We start from the raw sequence: 15,062 nt of genomic DNA, 5'->3' as shown, positions 1-15,062 counted from the left end.
TCGCGTGGGCGTCGATCCGGCCTGCTGCCTGCACTTTCCAGGTCTGCCGTGGATCTCCTGTTCGAGACCGTACGTCAATTCAGTGCTTGACCTTTACCCGGAAGGGTGAGGTGGATGCGGCAGCCGCGCGGGGATTCGGCCACCCGGATCCGGCCACCGTGCAGCTCCACGGCCCAGCGTGCGATCGCCAGCCCGAGCCCGGTGCCGCCGTCACTGCCCGAACCGTGCGGGGACGGAATGCTGCCGCGGCTGAACCGCTCGAAGACCTTCGACCACTGGGACTCCGGGATACCGGGGCCCTCGTCGAGCACCTCCAGCTCCAGGCTCTCCGGGCCCGCGCCGCGCCGGGCGCGGACGGTGACCCGGCCGCTGGGCGGGCTGTGCCGGACGGCGTTGTCGATCAGGTTGGAGACCACCTGGTGCAGCCGCTCGGCGTCGGCGTACGCGGTCAGCTCGGGCGGGGAGACATCGAGGTGCAGATGCACGTCGCCGCGGGAGCGGAAGTGCGAGGGGGACGCCAGCGCCACTCCCGGCTTGATGCTCGCCGCCTTCAGCACGCCGGACAGATACGGCCACACCTCGAAGCTGCGGGCGTCCAGCGGCACCACGCCGCTGTCCAGCCGCGAGAGGTCCAGCAGGTCGGCGACCAGCCGGCCGAGCCGCTCGGTCTGCGCGAGCGCGACCCGCATCGTCTCGGGGTCGGCCTCGCTGACGCCGTCCACCACGTTCTCCAGCAGTGCCCGCAGGCCCGATATCGGGGTGCGCAGCTCATGGGAGACATTGGCCACAAGCTCCTTGCGGTGCCGGTCGGCGGCCTCCAGGTCGGCGGCCATGCTGTTGAACGTGATCGCCAGCTCGCCCAGTTCGTCCCGCCGCCCGGTGCGCACCCGGCGGCTGTAGTCGCCCTGCGCCATCGCCCGGGCGACCGCGGTCATCTCCCGCAGCGGCGAGGTCAGCCCGTGCGAGACGAACTGCATCAGCAGCATCGAGGTGATGATCGAGAAGATGGTGATCACCCGCAGCTCGGTATCCGAGTGGATGGCCACCAGGACGAGCAGCGTGGTCAGGAACACCGAGCTGATCACCAGCAGCCCGAGCGCCGCCTTGATCGACCGGAACGGATCCACCGGCCGCAGCCCGTCCCAGATCCGCTGCCACGTGCCGGAGCGGCTGCGCCGCTTGGCACGCTCGGCAGGTGTCCGTCGGCTCCGCCGCCCGGTTCTGCCCGGTGCCCAGCTACGACTCATTCCCACCTACCTCCGGCACTTTCCAGCGGGTCGCGGCCGTCCAGGCCGTGGGCACCCGTTCCGCAGGGCGGAAACGGGTGGGCACAACCGCAACGGGTGGGTGGGCGGGCATAACCGGCCTCACGGAGCAGGCGTCTCCAGGGCGTACCCCACCCCGTGGACGGTGCGGATGCGCTCGGCGCCGATCTTGCGGCGCAGGGCCTTGATGTGGCTGTCCACGGTCCGGGTACCCGAGGCGTCCGCCCAGTCCCACACCTCCGCGAGCAGCTGCTCACGGGAGAGCACGGCGCGCGGGGTCTGCGCCAGGCAGGCCAGCAGGTCGAACTCGGTCGGGGTCAGATGGACATCGTCCCCCCGCACCCGCACCCGGCGCTGCGCGTGGTCGATGGACAGGTCGCCCAGCTGCAACGTTCCGCCGCGCGGGCTGCGCGCGGCGGCCGTTGCCCGTTCCACCCGTCTGAGCAGTACGTGCACCCGCGCGGCCAGCTCCCGCATGGAGAACGGCTTGGTCATGTAGTCGTCGGCGCCGACGCCGAGGCCGACCAGCATGTCGGTCTCGTCGTCCCGCGCGGTGAGCATCAGCACCGGCACCGGCCGCTGCGCCTGGACCCGGCGGCAGACCTCAAGGCCGTCGTAGCCGGGCAGCATCACATCGAGGACCAGCAGGTCGGGCTGCCAGGCGTGGGCGGTGTCCACGGCGGCCGGGCCGTCGCCCGCGGTGTGCACCTGGAATCCCTCGGCGCGCAGCCGGGCGGCGATCGCCTCGGCGATCGTCGGGTCGTCCTCGACGACGAGTACCCGCCGCTGTGTACCAGGTAGAGGTGTTCCGGCCCCGCCGTTCGCCGTACTCGTCTGTGTGTTGTCCATCGGGCCCGCCCCCACTTGGTCGCGCTGCTTGGCAAGCAGCGTAAAGGGCGCGGATGGCCTGCGGCTACGCGGGCCGTATCCCGAGGTGGACCACATCCGGGACACCTCGGGCAACAGGGACAGCAATGGTCCGGACCTGTCCGAATCCCGCGGTGCGCAACGCGTCCTCGAAGCCTTCGGAGGGCTGTGCGGACCAGACGGCCAGGACGCCGCCGGGGGCAAGGCGCGCCCGGCAGTCGGCGAGGCCCGCGGCGGAGTACAGCGAGTCGTTGGAGGCGGTGACGGTCCAGTCCGGGCCGTTGTCGATGTCCAGACAGAGCGCGTCGTATGTCACATCCGCTTCGCGCACATGGGAGACCAGGTCGCTGACGATGACGGTCACCCGCGGATCATCCAGGGCGTTCCCGGAGAAGTGCGACAGCGGCCCGCCGCGGTGCCAGTCGATGACCGCCCGCTCCCGTTCGACCACCGTGATGTCGGCCCACCGTGGTTCGCCCGCCGCCTCGGCGAGCGAGAAGCCGACCCCCAGGCCGCCGATGAGCACCGACAGCCGATCGCCCTCCAGTGCCCGCAGCGACGCCAGGACCAGCAGCCGCTCGGAGCGGCCGTCGGAGGTGTCCATCAGGAAGCAGCCGTTCTCGATGATCTCGAACCGCTCGACGCCCTCGACCAGCCGCCGGCGCAGTACGACCTCTCCGTACGGGCCCTCCCGGCGGTCGACCACCGTCACTTCGTCGGTCGTGTCGTCCATGCCGACAGGCTCGCACGAGCCGCCGATCAGCTGTCCTGTGCGATTCAGCCTTGCAGCCGGTGGTGATCGTGAGCTGCGGGATGCAGAGTGGTTCAGCGCTCTTAGCGGTCGGTCTGTGCAGACTTATTTTGCATTTTCCGTTGGCTTGAGGTGTGCTGTGCGGCGAGCCGCGCCCGTTCACTGGTTGTCGGGCACGGCTCTGCCGTCCGAGTCAAAGCTGGGGCGGTGACCACGCGTATGGTGTGGCGGTGGTCACGGCGTGAAAGCCCAGTCGCCGCAGGATCGGGGCACTGTCCTCGGAGGCGTCCACGAGCAGGAATCTGACGCCACGGGCGACGGCGAGTTCTGCGCGGGCGGTAACCAGAGCGCGGTAGATGCCTCGACTCCGCCATGCGGGCAGAGTTGTGCCGCCCAGCAGATGGGCGAACTCGGTTCCGGCGCGGAAGATCAGCCACGCAGCAGAGATCACCTCCCCGTCGGCTTCGGCGACCATGACGGCGATCTCGTCCGGGGCTGTGGCGATGCGTGCGATGAGATCATCGCCGAGCCAGCTCCATTCCGGCCCCCAGACGGCCGTTTGCAAGACGGATATGCGATGCATGTCGGCGTCTGCGGTGACCTGACGGAGGGCGACGTCGTCCGGCAGAACGGGCTGTGCGGCCATCTCTTTCGCGAGACCGATGAGGACCGTGGTCTGCTCTTCCGGAACGAAGCCCGCGGCTCGCAGGCGGTCGGTGAGATCGCCCGGTTCGTCGTGCCCGCGGACCTTCCACTTCACCATCTCGCCACGCGCCGCGAAGTAATCACGCTGCCGTGCGATGAGCCGGTCGAGTTCAGGGCCACGTGCTCCGACGTCCCGCGGGGCGAAGACGAAGCCGTGGGGTGGTCCGACTCTCCGCAGCAGCGGCCCGTCCTGCTCGAATGTGACACCGGCGCGCGGATTGGGTGGTGCTCCACGCATCTGCTCGTCGTAGGCCGCGAGTAAGCCGTTGATGTCCGTCATGATCAAGACAGTACGGGCCGTGGCAACCCCTCGGTCGAGTGTGAAGCACCGTATGGGGTGGACGTTGTGCGTCACCTGGCTGATGGTCGGGCTCCGTCGGACACAGCGGGTGGCGATGAACGTTGAGGTGGAAGAGGGAGCGACGTTGGGCTGCCCTGCGCGGCCCGCTCTCGCGCGGTTTCGGATTGCAGGTCCGCGTCGGTTCGAGTGCTGTGCCAGATGGCTCCCTTGATCTGTTCGTAGTCGGGTCGCCAGGGGCGGAGGAGGACAGGTTTGACGTGGCTGTGGTGGAGGAGGGTGGAGCCGGCTTTTCGGGTCCGGCCGAACCACAGCGCGCTGTTCTCATGGCGTCGGATGCTGCCGCCGTGGATGGGCGACAGAGCGCCTTTCGTGCGGGACGGGGAGTAGTTGGCCCGTGGTTGCGCTGGAGGGCGCCAGGAGTCAGCGTGGGCCCAGTGCGCTATGGCGTCGCCGTACTCGGGCGTGTTGTCGTAGGAGTAGCTGACGCGGCGGCTGATCTCTCGGTCAAATTGGCGGCGTTCGCCAGGGGTTCCGCTGGCGAGATGGCGCCAGAACGGTGAGGCGATCATGGCGGCGAGACGGACGGCTTCGGGGTAGACCGCGGCGAACAGCTTCGATGTGCTGAACGTTGACCATTCCTCGCCCGGCGGGACCAGGACGCGGGCTCGGGCGTCCCAGGTGTGCCAGACATGGCCGGGGTCTTGGGGCGGGCTGACGCCGGACCAGATGTGTCCGCAGAAGGTGAACGCGGTCAGCACAGCGTCATAGGTGGCGGCCCAGCCATGCTGTCGCAGGATGCGCAAATGCTGCTGCTGTGCGTGGACGACAGCAGGGATCTCGCCCAGGTCAGCCGCAGGTCGGTCGATGTCGGGAGGGCCAATCCAGCGCCGGTGGCGGGTGCAAACGTAGCGGTGGTGCGGCAGGAGCCGGGTGACTTTGCCGCCGGGGTGTTTGGCGTCGCAGAGCTGGCAGCCGGTTTGCGGTTGGTGCCGGAACATGGCCCAGTCCGGTGGCGGGTCGCGGAGTTCGGGCAGGGCCCCGGCGAGGTCGTGCAGGCTTCGGCCGGTGAGGGCAGCGAGTCGCTCGGGGATGACGACGCGGCGTAAGCCGCCGGACTCCTCCCGCTCGGTGACCTGGACCCACAGGTCGTTGATGTCGAGACCGTGGAGGGTGGCCAGGCGGCTGATGTAGGAGGCGGGGATCTCGTGCCGGGCGGGCGGGGCGGGGTCGGGCAGTCGGCGCATGCGCATCAGGCCGCGCGCCTGCGCCGGGTGGTGGAGTTGGCGGGTGCGGTGCGCTTCTCGGACTGCTCGGCCGCGAAGTCGATGGGGACGAGCTCCAGCAGGCCTTCGATGATGCGCTCGCTCTCGTCCTCGATGGCGAGGACGGCGGCGCCGCGGATGAGCTGGGAGAGGCTGCCGATCATGCCACCGGTGCGGTGGAAGAGGTACTCGCTCAGCTCCGTGAGGGTGCCCGGGGTGTGGCGGTGCAGCCGGAGCATGGACTCCAGGGTCCCCACCAGGGCCCGCCAGGTCTCGTGGTCGGAGGTGGTGGCGTGGGAGAACGGGGCGGCGGGGATCACTACGAAACGACCGGCGATCTGCCGTCCGCGGGTTCCGGCGAACAGGCCCTGGGACTCGATGTCGATGCCCGCGTAGGCGAAGGTGGCGGGCAGCCGTTCGGCGAAGTACTTCAGCTGATCGGAGGCTTCGGCGCCGGACCGCGTCGCCAGGTTGAGATTGTGGAGCTCGTCGACGAGGACTAGGTCGACATGGACATGGGCGGCGGTCGCGCAGACGGCGTCCACGATGTCGGTGACGTTGACCCGGGTGGGGAAGGTCAGCCCGAAGAAGCGGGCGAACTCCATCGCGAGCATCTTCGGAGTGGCAGCCGGCGGGACGGTGACGTAGAGGACCGGGAGCCGGTTCAGGTCGCGGGGATGGCGCTTGCGGACGGCGAGTTCATGGGCCCGGCCGAGCTGGGTCAGGGCGGTCGTCTTGCCGGTGCCGGAGGCGCCCGAGAGGATCACGCCGCGGCGGGCAGAGATCTGGTTGCGGTTGAGCTGGATCAGCAGCCGGGACGTGGCGATGACCTTGCGGATGGTCGGCGTGTTCACCATCGGCAGATCGGCGTGATACTCCCGGCGCCGTTCGTCCTCGCGCATCCGCTCGCGCTGGCTCAGTGCTGCCCGCTCGGTGGCCGTCAACAGCCGGGGCGGGTTCGGCTCGTGGTCGACGAAGTGACGCCATCCCTCCTTGGTGGTCAGCGGACTGTCGGGCGGAGCCTGGTCCGCGGTCTGCTTATGCGAGGTGCGGGCCTGGGCGGGCTTGCTCATAGCCACCTTTCAGCTTCTGCGTGGGCGTCGAAGACCCCGAACCCCGCCACTGCCACGGAGGGTTGGGCCTTGGGCTCCGGCTCGGGCTCCGTCTGGCACTCGATCTCGGGTGCTGCAGCGGGCGTGTGAACGGCGGCTGCGGTGCGGGTGCGGCCGATCACCTTGGCCGACCTTGTGTCCGGGCCGTGCTCGGCGCGGGTCAGCAACTCGTCCAGGACGCGGGCGACTGCCGCCTCGTTGGTGTCGTCCAGGCCGGCCCCGGCGGCCAAGCGGCGGGCGTGCTGCCAGGTGAAGTCCGCGAACGGCGCGTTCACCAGTGGAAGATGAACCCAGGGGACGGTGATCCAGCCCTGCTGGGTGCGTACGAATACCTGGGACAGGTCGTAGGGGTCGTAGTGGACCTCCCAGAGCCCGCGCTTGGCCGCGTGCCCGGAGTGCTGGCGCCGCAAGGGACCCAACTCGGCACTGTCATAGGTGCGGTAGTTGATCCGGACGCCGTAGTCATTGATGACCCGCCAGGTCACCGGCAGCAGTTCCAGGTAGTCCTCCCCACGCAGCACCAGCGGCAGGTAGCCGCAGGCCGCGACCAGCGAGGCGTATTTGTCGTTCGGTGACATCGCCTTCTTCGGGCGGAAAGGGTCGCGCAGAGCGTCGTGCGGCCTGGCCTGCCACCCGGCCAGCACCCACTCGTCCAGCAGATCCTGGAGGCCGGGGACCGTCCAGACGGCCCGGTCCTCGACCCGCTCGCCGCGGCGGGAAACTTCCCGCCCGGTGTAGGCAGGAAGGTGCTGAACGAACAGCGTGTTGATCGCGGAGAACGTCGCCTCCACGATGGCCTTGTCGGTCGGCGTGCGCGGGCGCGATCTCTGCACTGAGACGCCGAGCCGGTCACAGGCCCGCAGGAACGTGTCGGAGATGAACACCTTCCCGCCGTCGATGACGACGGTGTCCGGCACGATCACCGGTTTCGCCGCGGCCTGCTCCATGCGCGTATCCACGTCCAGCAGCCGCCGGTGCGGCATCCGTGAGGCCGCCATCCGCAACGCGGCCGCCCAGCCCGGCCGCATCGGCTCGGGCACCAGCATCCGCGCCAGCAGCAGCGAGGCGTCCACCGCCTTGGTGCCCACCGGCCGCAGCACCGCGGCGCAGATCGTGCGGGTGGCGACGTCGACCGCGATCGTCAGATCCGCGCGGACGGTCAGCCCCGAATCGAGCACCACCATCACGTCCAGCGGGGTGGAGTCGATCTGCACCTGTTCCCCGGGCCGGTCCGCGAACGTCGGTGTGAACGGCCCTTCGGGGCGGTTCGCCGTCTGCCTGCGTGTGACCGCCGAGCCGAAGCTGTGCTTTCCCGCGGACAGTGCTTCGATCAGCTTGTAGAAGGTCCGCTTGCTCGGCAGCGGCACCACTCCCTCGCCGTGGGTGGCCTCCACCATCCTGACCACCCGGCGGATCAGCCGGGAGCGGGTCCCCGTCGAGACGTAGGTCTCCGCTTCCAGGGCCTCCCGGATCGCCGCCACCAGCCGGGCATCCGCCCGCCCCGTCGCCTCCCAAGTCCGAGTCGCCCGCTGGTCAACGAGCCCCCAGACCCCCTGCTGGACGTAGCGCGACCGACGGCTTTGCACCGTACGAACGCTCACCCCCAACTCGCTAGCTTTCGTGGTCATCCGCTCCATCAGCGAGCAGGAAGCCGGGTCGTACTCGGGCCGCGGCTGGGTGCCCGGTTCGGCGCCGGGCGGCAGGCCCGTTTCGACTTCCACCATGTGCCGTTCCCACTCGGCCGCCGCCGCTCGGACCTGCTGGGGCAACGTCGCCAGCAGACCGAACGGCTCCAGCGCGGGCAGCGGTTCCGTGCCGGTAACAGCGAAGTCCGGCACCGCCATCAGATACGACGCCAGCACCGCCGACTCCGCCCCGCTCTGCGAGCGCAGTCGCACCGACGTTCCCGCCAGTGCCACCACCTGGAATTCGCCGCCGTCGTAGGTGATCCAATCCCCGGGCCGCAGAACCGGCTTGCCCCGCCCGGCCGTCACCGCCGCACCCCTGGTGACACCAGCGACTCGGCGCGCAACGGCACCGCCACGTCCGCCGCCAACTCGTGCGACCACAGCAGGTGGAACAGCACCGGCAGCACTGCCACCGAGTCACCCACCGCCGCGGCCCCCTCCATCAGCGGCCGCGGCTCGGCGAACACCTCCCGCAGCCCGCGGACGACCGGCTCCAGCCAGTGCCGAGGGTGGCGGTAGCCCGCCAGCCACCGCACATTCCGCACCACGACTGCGTCCGGCGCCCCCACCAGCCGGAACTCCCACCCCACCTGATCGCAGGCCGTCTGCGTCGCCTCGAACTTCGCCCAGTCCCGCGGCCCGCGGCGATCCGCCGGGCGGCAATCGACCACCACCGCGCAGCCGTCGCCGCGGCGGGCGAAGTAGTCCGGTGCATGCGAGATGCCCTTGCCCGCCTCCGAGGCCCAGAACAGCCAGAACGGCTGTGAGGAGATCCCCACCACCGCGGGGTCGAAATCCAGCAGCATCACATGATCGCGCTCCAGCCAGGACTCGTACCCGACGTGCCCGCCTGCCGTGGACGACCACCAAAGCCCCGGCAGATGCCGCTGCCCTTCGTACGACTTGAACTCGCGTACCGGCGCGGCATCTTCGAACCGCACCGCCCACACATCCGCCAACGGACGCCGAAGCTCCGACCCGCCCGGGTCGATGTACGCGACCTCGAACCCCTCCGCCGACGGCCCGGCAGCACCGCCCGGCAGCACCCCTAACGCACGCACCACAACCAGCTAACCCCGCCCCCGACGAAAGGTCACCCTGCACAACGCAAGATCACACGCAGAGTAAAGCTGCAAAGCGAAAGGTTGACCGCCACAGGACATCAGCGGCCGATCGCTCAGGGCGAACACGGCGTGGGGAACATTGGTGCCATCAAAAGCATTGAGTCGGTATTGCTCAACTTGATTGCTTAGGGAGAGATCATGGCTACAGAGTCCCCAGCGGCCGCGCCGCTCACCCTGCCCGTGCTGCCGCTCGATGACGCGGTCGTCCTGCCCGGCATGGTCGTGCCACTGGACCTGACGGACGGCGAGGTGCGGGCCGCCGTGGAGGCGGCGCAGGCTGTGGAGAGCAACCGGTCCGAGGGGACCCATGTTCCCGGCATCCGGTCCGGCGCCCTGGCGCGCAAGCCGCGCGTCCTGCTGGTGCCGCGGGTCGACGGCCGGTACGCCGCGGTCGGCACCCTCGGCGCGGTCGAGCAGGTCGGCCGGCTCGCCGACGGCGACCCGGGCGCGGTCATCCGCGGCCTGAGCCGGGTCAGCATCGGCGCCGGCACTACCGGCCCCGGCGCCGCGCTGTGGGTAGAGGGCACCGAGATCGGCGAACCCGAGCCCACCGAGGCGCCGGGTGTGATCGCCGAACTGGCCAAGGAGTACAAGGCGTTGGTCACCAGCTGGCTGCGCAAGCGCGGCGCCTGGCAGGTGGTGGACCGCGTCCAGCAGATCGAGGACGTCTCGCAGCTCGCCGACAACTCCGGCTACTCGCCGTTCCTCACCGGCGAGCAGCGCATCGAACTGCTGGAGACCATCGACCCGGTCCAGCGCCTCAGGCTGGCTATTGGCTGGCTGCGTGACCACCTCGCCGAACAGGATGTCGCCGAGACGATCCGCAAGGACGTCCAGGAGGGCATGGACAAGCAGCAGCGCGAGTTTCTGCTGCGCCGCCAGCTCGACGCGGTGCGCAAGGAGCTGGCCGAGCTCAACGGCGACCCCGAGAACGAGTCCGACGACTACCGGGCCCGGGTGGAGGCCGCCGACCTCCCCGAGAAGGTCCGCGAGGCCGCGCTGAAGGAGGTCGACAAGCTGGAGCGTGTCGCCGGAGGTGGAGCGGGGGACCAGTCCCCCGAGGGCAGCTGGATCCGCACCTGGTTGGACACCGTCCTGGAACTGCCGTGGAACACCACGACCGAGGACGCCTACGACATTCCGGGCGCACGCGCGGTGCTGGACGCCGACCACGCGGGCCTGGACGACGTCAAGGAGCGCATCACCGAGTATCTGGCGGTGCGCAAGCGGCGACTGGACCGCGGGCTGGGCGTGATCGGTGGCCGCCGAGGCGGCGCGGTGCTGGCACTGGTCGGCCCGCCGGGCGTCGGCAAGACCTCGCTGGGCGAATCGGTGGCGCGCGCCATGGGGCGGAAGTTCGTCCGCGTCGCGCTCGGCGGTATACGGGACGAGGCGGAGATCCGCGGCCATCGGCGCACCTACGTCGGCGCGTTGCCCGGCCGGATCGTACGGGCCATCAGGGAGGCCGGGTCGATGAACCCGGTGGTGCTGCTCGACGAGATCGACAAGGTCGGCTCCGACTACCGCGGCGACCCCGCCGCGGCGCTGCTCGAAGTGCTCGACCCGGCGCAGAACCACACCTTCCGGGACCACTACCTGGAGGTCGAACTCGACCTGTCCGACGTGGTGTTCCTCGCCACCGCGAACGTGCTGGAGGCGATCCCGCAGCCGCTGCTCGACCGGATGGAACTGGTCCAGCTGGACGGCTACACCGAGGACGAGAAGGTCACCATCGGCCGCGACCACCTGCTGCCCCGGCAGTTGGAGCGCGCCGGCCTGGCCGCCGACGAGGTGACGGTCGACGACGCGGCCCTGCGCAGGCTCGCCGGTGAGTACACCCGCGAGGCGGGAGTACGGAACCTGGAGCGGGCGATCGCCCGGATCCTGCGCAAGATCGCGGCGCAGCACGCGCTGGGCAAGGCCGAACTCCCGCTGGCGGTGGGCCCGGACGACCTGCGGCGGCTGATCGGCCGGCCGCACCACGTACCGGAGTCCGCGCAGGACCCGGACGAGCGGCGCACCGCGGTCCCCGGGGTGGCCACCGGACTGGCGGTGACCGGCGCGGGCGGCGACGTGCTGTACGTCGAGGCGTCGCTGGCCGATCCGGAGACCGGCGGCACGGGCCTGACGCTCACCGGCCAACTCGGTGACGTCATGAAGGAGTCGGCGCAGATCGCGCTCTCCTTCCTGCGCTCGCACGGCGCCGAACTGGAGCTTCCGGTGGGCGACCTGAAGGACCGCGCGGTGCACCTGCACGTCCCCGCGGGCGCGGTCCCCAAGGACGGGCCGAGCGCCGGTGTGACGATGACGACGGCACTGGCCTCACTGCTGTCCGGCCGCCGGGTCCGTGAGGACGTGGCGATGACCGGCGAGGTGTCGCTGACCGGACGGGTGCTGCCCATCGGCGGCGTGAAGCAGAAGCTGCTCGCCGCACACCGGGCCGGGGTCACCACGGTGATCATCCCGAAGCGGAACGACGCTGACCTGGACGACGTTCCGGCGGAGGTGCTGGACAAGCTCGACGTGCACGCGGTGTCGGACGTCCGCCAGGTGCTCGAACTGGCGTTGGAGCAGTCGGCCGAACACGCGGTGCAGGCCGCCGCGTAGGCCCCCCGCGGCGTGGCGGCGGCCCTTGCCCTACGAGGGCAGGGGCCGCCGTCCGCTTGCGTTCTCATCCGTTGGCGAGTGCCTGCAGTCGGCTGTACGCGCCGTTGAAGTAGTCCTGGTCTCCCGGGAAGGCACCGGTGTCGGCGTACTGCCAGAAGGTCCGGTAGCCCCACCCGGCCGGAAGCGTGCCCGGGGTGGCGGTGTAGTGGGCGATCCACAGCGGGTTGGTGCCGGCGAACGCCGCGCTGTTGCCGGTGCAGCCGGACCACCACCCGGTGGTGGAGTAGATCACCGGGTAGCGGCCGGTGCGCGAGCGCACCGTGTCGCTGAAGTCGGCGATCCAGTTGACCATCGCCGACGGGCTCAGCCCGTAGCAGTTCGCGCCGTACGGGTTGTACTCGATGTCGAGCGCGGGCGGCAGCGTCCTGCCGTCGCGGGACCAACCGCCGCCATGGCTGACGAAGTAGTCGGCCTGGGCGGCGCCGCCTGAGGTGTCGGGCGTGGCGAAGTGGTAGGCGCCGCGGATCATGCCCACGCCGAAGGAGCCGTTGTACTGCTGCGCGAAGTAGGGGTTGGTGTACGTCGTGCTCTCGGTGGCCTTGACGTAGGCGAACCTGCCGCCGTTGTTCCACGCGGCGGCCCAGTCGACGTTGCCCTGGTAGCCGCTGACGTCCATGCCGGGCGTCTGGACGACCAGTGGGAAGACCGGGTGGTTGGACGGGTCGCCGCCCTCGTGGCGGAGCACGGTCGAGCCCGTCCAGTCGAGTTGGGGATGGGTGATGTGGTCGCGCCCGGTGACCCGCACGGCGGCGGCCGCGCCGGCTGACGCCAGCAGCAGCACGAGCAGGACGCTCAGACCGCCCAGCGTCGCGGCCGCGGCGCCGGATCTGAGCCGGAGGAGTCGCGGGGTGCTGTCGGCAGGGGACATGTGTCCTCCAGGGTTGTGCCGCCAGAGTGTTCGGCATCGTCATGTCCACACCGCGCCCGCACCGCGGGCGGGGCCTCGCCCGGGGCCGGTTCACCAGCCCGCGGGGTCGGTGGGACGAGGTAGCGCGGTTCGGGGTGCCGGGGATGTCGGCGCTCGGGGTCAGCGGGCCGGGTCGGGGCGGCGCGGTCCGGCGTTCCAGGGGCGTGCCCCTGGGCGGCGGCGGACTTCGCCGGGCGGACGGGACGGGTGGGGGGACCGGAGAGTGTCGGCCTCTGGTGGTGCCGAACCGCGCCGGAGGCGACCTGGTGTGGTCATGACATGTTGACGATACGCGCGTAGAACGGTGGGGTGGAAGAGGAACCGGCCACTGCCGTTGGTCTAATCCTGCGAAATACTGAAGGAGCTGCGGCGATGGCAGGTGCTGAAACGAAAATTCAGCCCTGGGAAGGGCGAGAGGGCACTGACGTGCGGAATGCCGAGGACGAAGGCGCTGCCCAAGGGGCGGGTGGAAGCGGTGTGGACCAGGGGACGGCTCCGTGCCCGGCTGGCCACGGTGTGGAGCATGGAGTGAACCCGACCGCCGCTCCGGGCATCGCGGAGTATCCCGAGGGCGATCGGGACCTGGAGGCGCTGGAGCGGGAGATCACCGTCTTCTACCGGCGCGCCCGCGCCTCGTCCGGTGAGATGGCCCGGGCTGTCCACCCCGAGCTGGAGCCCGCCGCGTACGGGCTGCTGGTCCGGCTGGAGGAGGCCGGTCCCGAGCGGGCCACCGACCTCGCCGGGTACTTCGGCGTCGGCAAGGCGACCATGAGCCGCCAGCTGCGCGCGCTGGAACAACTGGGCCTGGTCAGCCGGGAGCAGGACCCGGCGGACGGCCGGGCGTTCCTGGTCCGGCTCACGGATGAGGGGCACGACCGCTTCACCCGGGTACGGGACGCCCGGCGGGCCCGCTACCGGCGGCGGCTGTCCGCGTGGGACCGTGGCGACGTCACCGAGCTCGCCCGGCTGCTGGAGGCGCTCAACTCCATCAACATCCCGGACGACCGCTGCCCCGGCGCCTAACGGCCGGGGCGGACGAAAAGGGCCTTTCCGTTACAGACCCCCAATGTCGTCGGGGGTTTGGGGGCAAGCCGCCGAGGAGACCTCACAGCTCCGCCAGTACCGCCGTCGCGTCGTCGTGCGACTTGCCGCGGGGGAACGCCTTCCTCAGCGGATCCGCCGCCTCGGCCGCTCGGACCCGGGAGATCAGCGCCTGCGGGCCCTCCTTGCGCAGCAGCGCGAACGCGCCCGCCCAGTCGCGCTCGTGGAACACCTCGACCAGCCGCGAGGCCCCGTCGGTCAGCGCGGCCACCGCCCGTACCTCGGCGCGCGGCGTGCTGCCGGTCACCGCGCGTGCGGCGACCGACGGATCGGCGGCGGCGGTGAAGAAGCCGCCCTCCGCGTTGCGCAGCGACTCGACGGCGCGCCCGTACGCGGCGCGCGCCGCCTCGCGTTCGGCCGAACCGCGGGGCAGTGCCCGCACCGCCGCCAGCAACGAGGGGACGGGTTCCGGCAGATGGTCAAGGCGGTCGTCGAGGACGGCCCGGATGTCCCCTGAGCCGTGCCCCGTTCGTGCCCCGGCGCCCTCAATGAGCAACACCGAGTCGGAAAGCACCAGATGCTCCACCGCGTCCCGATTCCACCGGACCGCCACGACGGTTGTCTGCGGTGTGTGCAAGTGAGAAAGCTCACAGGTTTCGCCGTGCTGTCGCGCCGCGCGGGAGATGGCCTCGGCAAGGCACTCCCGCAGCGTCATATCCCGTCGCGAACCGGACAGTTCGAGCAGTGCACCACCGAGCCGCGCCACGAACCACGGCACGCCATGGACACAGCCGGTGCCTTCCGGATGCGGCGTCACGCCATCCAGCAGCACCAGCACTCCGCCCTGCCCGGAGGCGGGCAGGGCGACAGCGACGAAGTCCTCGTTGGGGCGTTCCGGGTCGCCGGGCTCCGTGGCGGTCTCGATGCGCATGCCGCAAGTCTGCCTGAGTGCCCGTTCGAATGCCGGTGATGTGGGCCCTGAGCGGGCCGGGATCACGGGACTACCGGGTGATGAGCCGGCCAGTGCCGGTGTGGGTGGGCATCCTTCCAGGACCCTGCCGCTTCTCCAAACCGCCACGCGTGAAGAACGGGTGTGGACCGGCGCGGGGAGTTGAAGGTCAACTTCCGGTTGCTGTTCACTCCTTCAGGCGGCACGGCAGGTGTGCGGGGGGTCCGCGCTCAGGCGGCGCGTAAGGATCGCGACAGCTCTGCCGTAACACCACACGCATCGGGGGAAAGCGCCAAGGACGGCCATACGGTCGTTCCGGGCGTCGGATGCCCAACTGATTTGGCGTCATTTCGGCTGTGCCCACGGCCGTACCGACGTACGAGACAGGAATGCGAGAACCGGTGCGGACACTGAGGAGAGGGC

At 70.4% G+C, this 15,062-nt stretch carries 12 protein-coding genes; 2 read left to right on the top strand and 10 right to left on the bottom strand.

The window, feature by feature from the left end:
- Positions 1-74: 74 nt before the first annotated feature.
- The 8 genes from P2L57_RS02030 to P2L57_RS01995 all read right to left on the bottom strand — a co-directional run bounded on the left by P2L57_RS02030 (position 75) and on the right by P2L57_RS01995 (position 9,015).
- On the bottom strand, positions 75-1,247 hold the full coding sequence (locus P2L57_RS02030) for a sensor histidine kinase (RefSeq protein ID WP_275807132.1): 1,173 nt from the start codon (positions 1,245-1,247) through the stop codon (positions 75-77).
- Positions 1,248-1,367: 120 nt separating this feature from the next.
- Entirely contained in the window at positions 1,368-2,114 is a 747-nt protein-coding gene (locus P2L57_RS02025) for a response regulator transcription factor (protein ID WP_275807129.1), read from the bottom strand.
- Positions 2,115-2,178: 64 nt separating this feature from the next.
- Positions 2,179-2,865 carry a spermine/spermidine synthase domain-containing protein gene (locus P2L57_RS02020; RefSeq protein WP_275807127.1) on the bottom strand — a complete coding sequence of 229 codons (687 nt, stop codon included), beginning with the start codon at positions 2,863-2,865 and terminating at the stop codon, positions 2,179-2,181.
- Positions 2,866-3,076: 211 nt separating this feature from the next.
- Positions 3,077-3,868 carry a GNAT family N-acetyltransferase gene (locus P2L57_RS02015; RefSeq protein WP_275807124.1) on the bottom strand — a complete coding sequence of 264 codons (792 nt, stop codon included), beginning with the start codon at positions 3,866-3,868 and terminating at the stop codon, positions 3,077-3,079.
- A gap of 71 nt (positions 3,869-3,939) precedes the next feature.
- Positions 3,940-5,139 carry a hypothetical protein gene (locus P2L57_RS02010; protein ID WP_275807120.1) on the bottom strand — a complete coding sequence of 400 codons (1,200 nt, stop codon included), beginning with the start codon at positions 5,137-5,139 and terminating at the stop codon, positions 3,940-3,942.
- Positions 5,139-6,224 (bottom strand): TniB family NTP-binding protein, encoded by a 1,086-nt coding sequence (locus P2L57_RS02005; protein ID WP_275807118.1) that lies wholly within the window; start codon positions 6,222-6,224, stop codon positions 5,139-5,141. The genes P2L57_RS02010 and P2L57_RS02005 overlap by 1 nt, the downstream gene beginning before the upstream one ends.
- On the bottom strand, positions 6,221-8,257 hold the full coding sequence (locus P2L57_RS02000) for a TnsB C-terminal domain-containing protein (RefSeq protein WP_275807115.1): 2,037 nt from the start codon (positions 8,255-8,257) through the stop codon (positions 6,221-6,223). Before P2L57_RS02000 ends, P2L57_RS02005 begins: the two co-directional genes overlap by 4 nt.
- Positions 8,254-9,015 (bottom strand): TnsA-like heteromeric transposase endonuclease subunit, encoded by a 762-nt coding sequence (locus P2L57_RS01995; protein WP_275807112.1) that lies wholly within the window; start codon positions 9,013-9,015, stop codon positions 8,254-8,256. Before P2L57_RS01995 ends, P2L57_RS02000 begins: the two co-directional genes overlap by 4 nt.
- 198 nt (positions 9,016-9,213) lie before the next feature.
- Here P2L57_RS01995 and lon point away from each other — a divergent pair, with 198 nt between their 5' ends.
- Positions 9,214-11,682 carry an endopeptidase La gene (gene lon / locus P2L57_RS01990; RefSeq protein ID WP_275807109.1) on the top strand — a complete coding sequence of 823 codons (2,469 nt, stop codon included), beginning with the start codon at positions 9,214-9,216 and terminating at the stop codon, positions 11,680-11,682.
- Between the two features lie 64 nt (positions 11,683-11,746).
- Here lon and P2L57_RS01985 read toward each other — a convergent pair whose 3' ends face one another.
- A complete protein-coding gene (locus tag P2L57_RS01985; RefSeq protein ID WP_275807106.1) occupies positions 11,747-12,610 on the bottom strand; it encodes a lysozyme in 864 nt (287 codons plus the stop codon).
- Positions 12,611-13,177: 567 nt separating this feature from the next.
- Here P2L57_RS01985 and P2L57_RS01980 point away from each other — a divergent pair.
- Positions 13,178-13,672, top strand: coding sequence for a MarR family winged helix-turn-helix transcriptional regulator (locus tag P2L57_RS01980; protein WP_275807103.1), 495 nt, complete (start codon positions 13,178-13,180; stop codon positions 13,670-13,672).
- A gap of 82 nt (positions 13,673-13,754) precedes the next feature.
- On the opposite strand, the gene P2L57_RS01975 is transcribed toward P2L57_RS01980, so the two are convergent.
- Positions 13,755-14,621 (bottom strand): hypothetical protein, encoded by an 867-nt coding sequence (locus tag P2L57_RS01975; protein WP_275807100.1) that lies wholly within the window; start codon positions 14,619-14,621, stop codon positions 13,755-13,757.
- Positions 14,622-15,062: the final 441 nt, after the last annotated feature.

Source organism: Streptantibioticus ferralitis (assembly GCF_029223525.1).
GTDB lineage: Bacteria > Actinomycetota > Actinomycetes > Streptomycetales > Streptomycetaceae > Streptantibioticus_A > Streptantibioticus_A ferralitis.
Note: the sequence above shows the minus strand (reverse complement) of the source record. Positions and strands in the feature narration are given on the sequence as shown.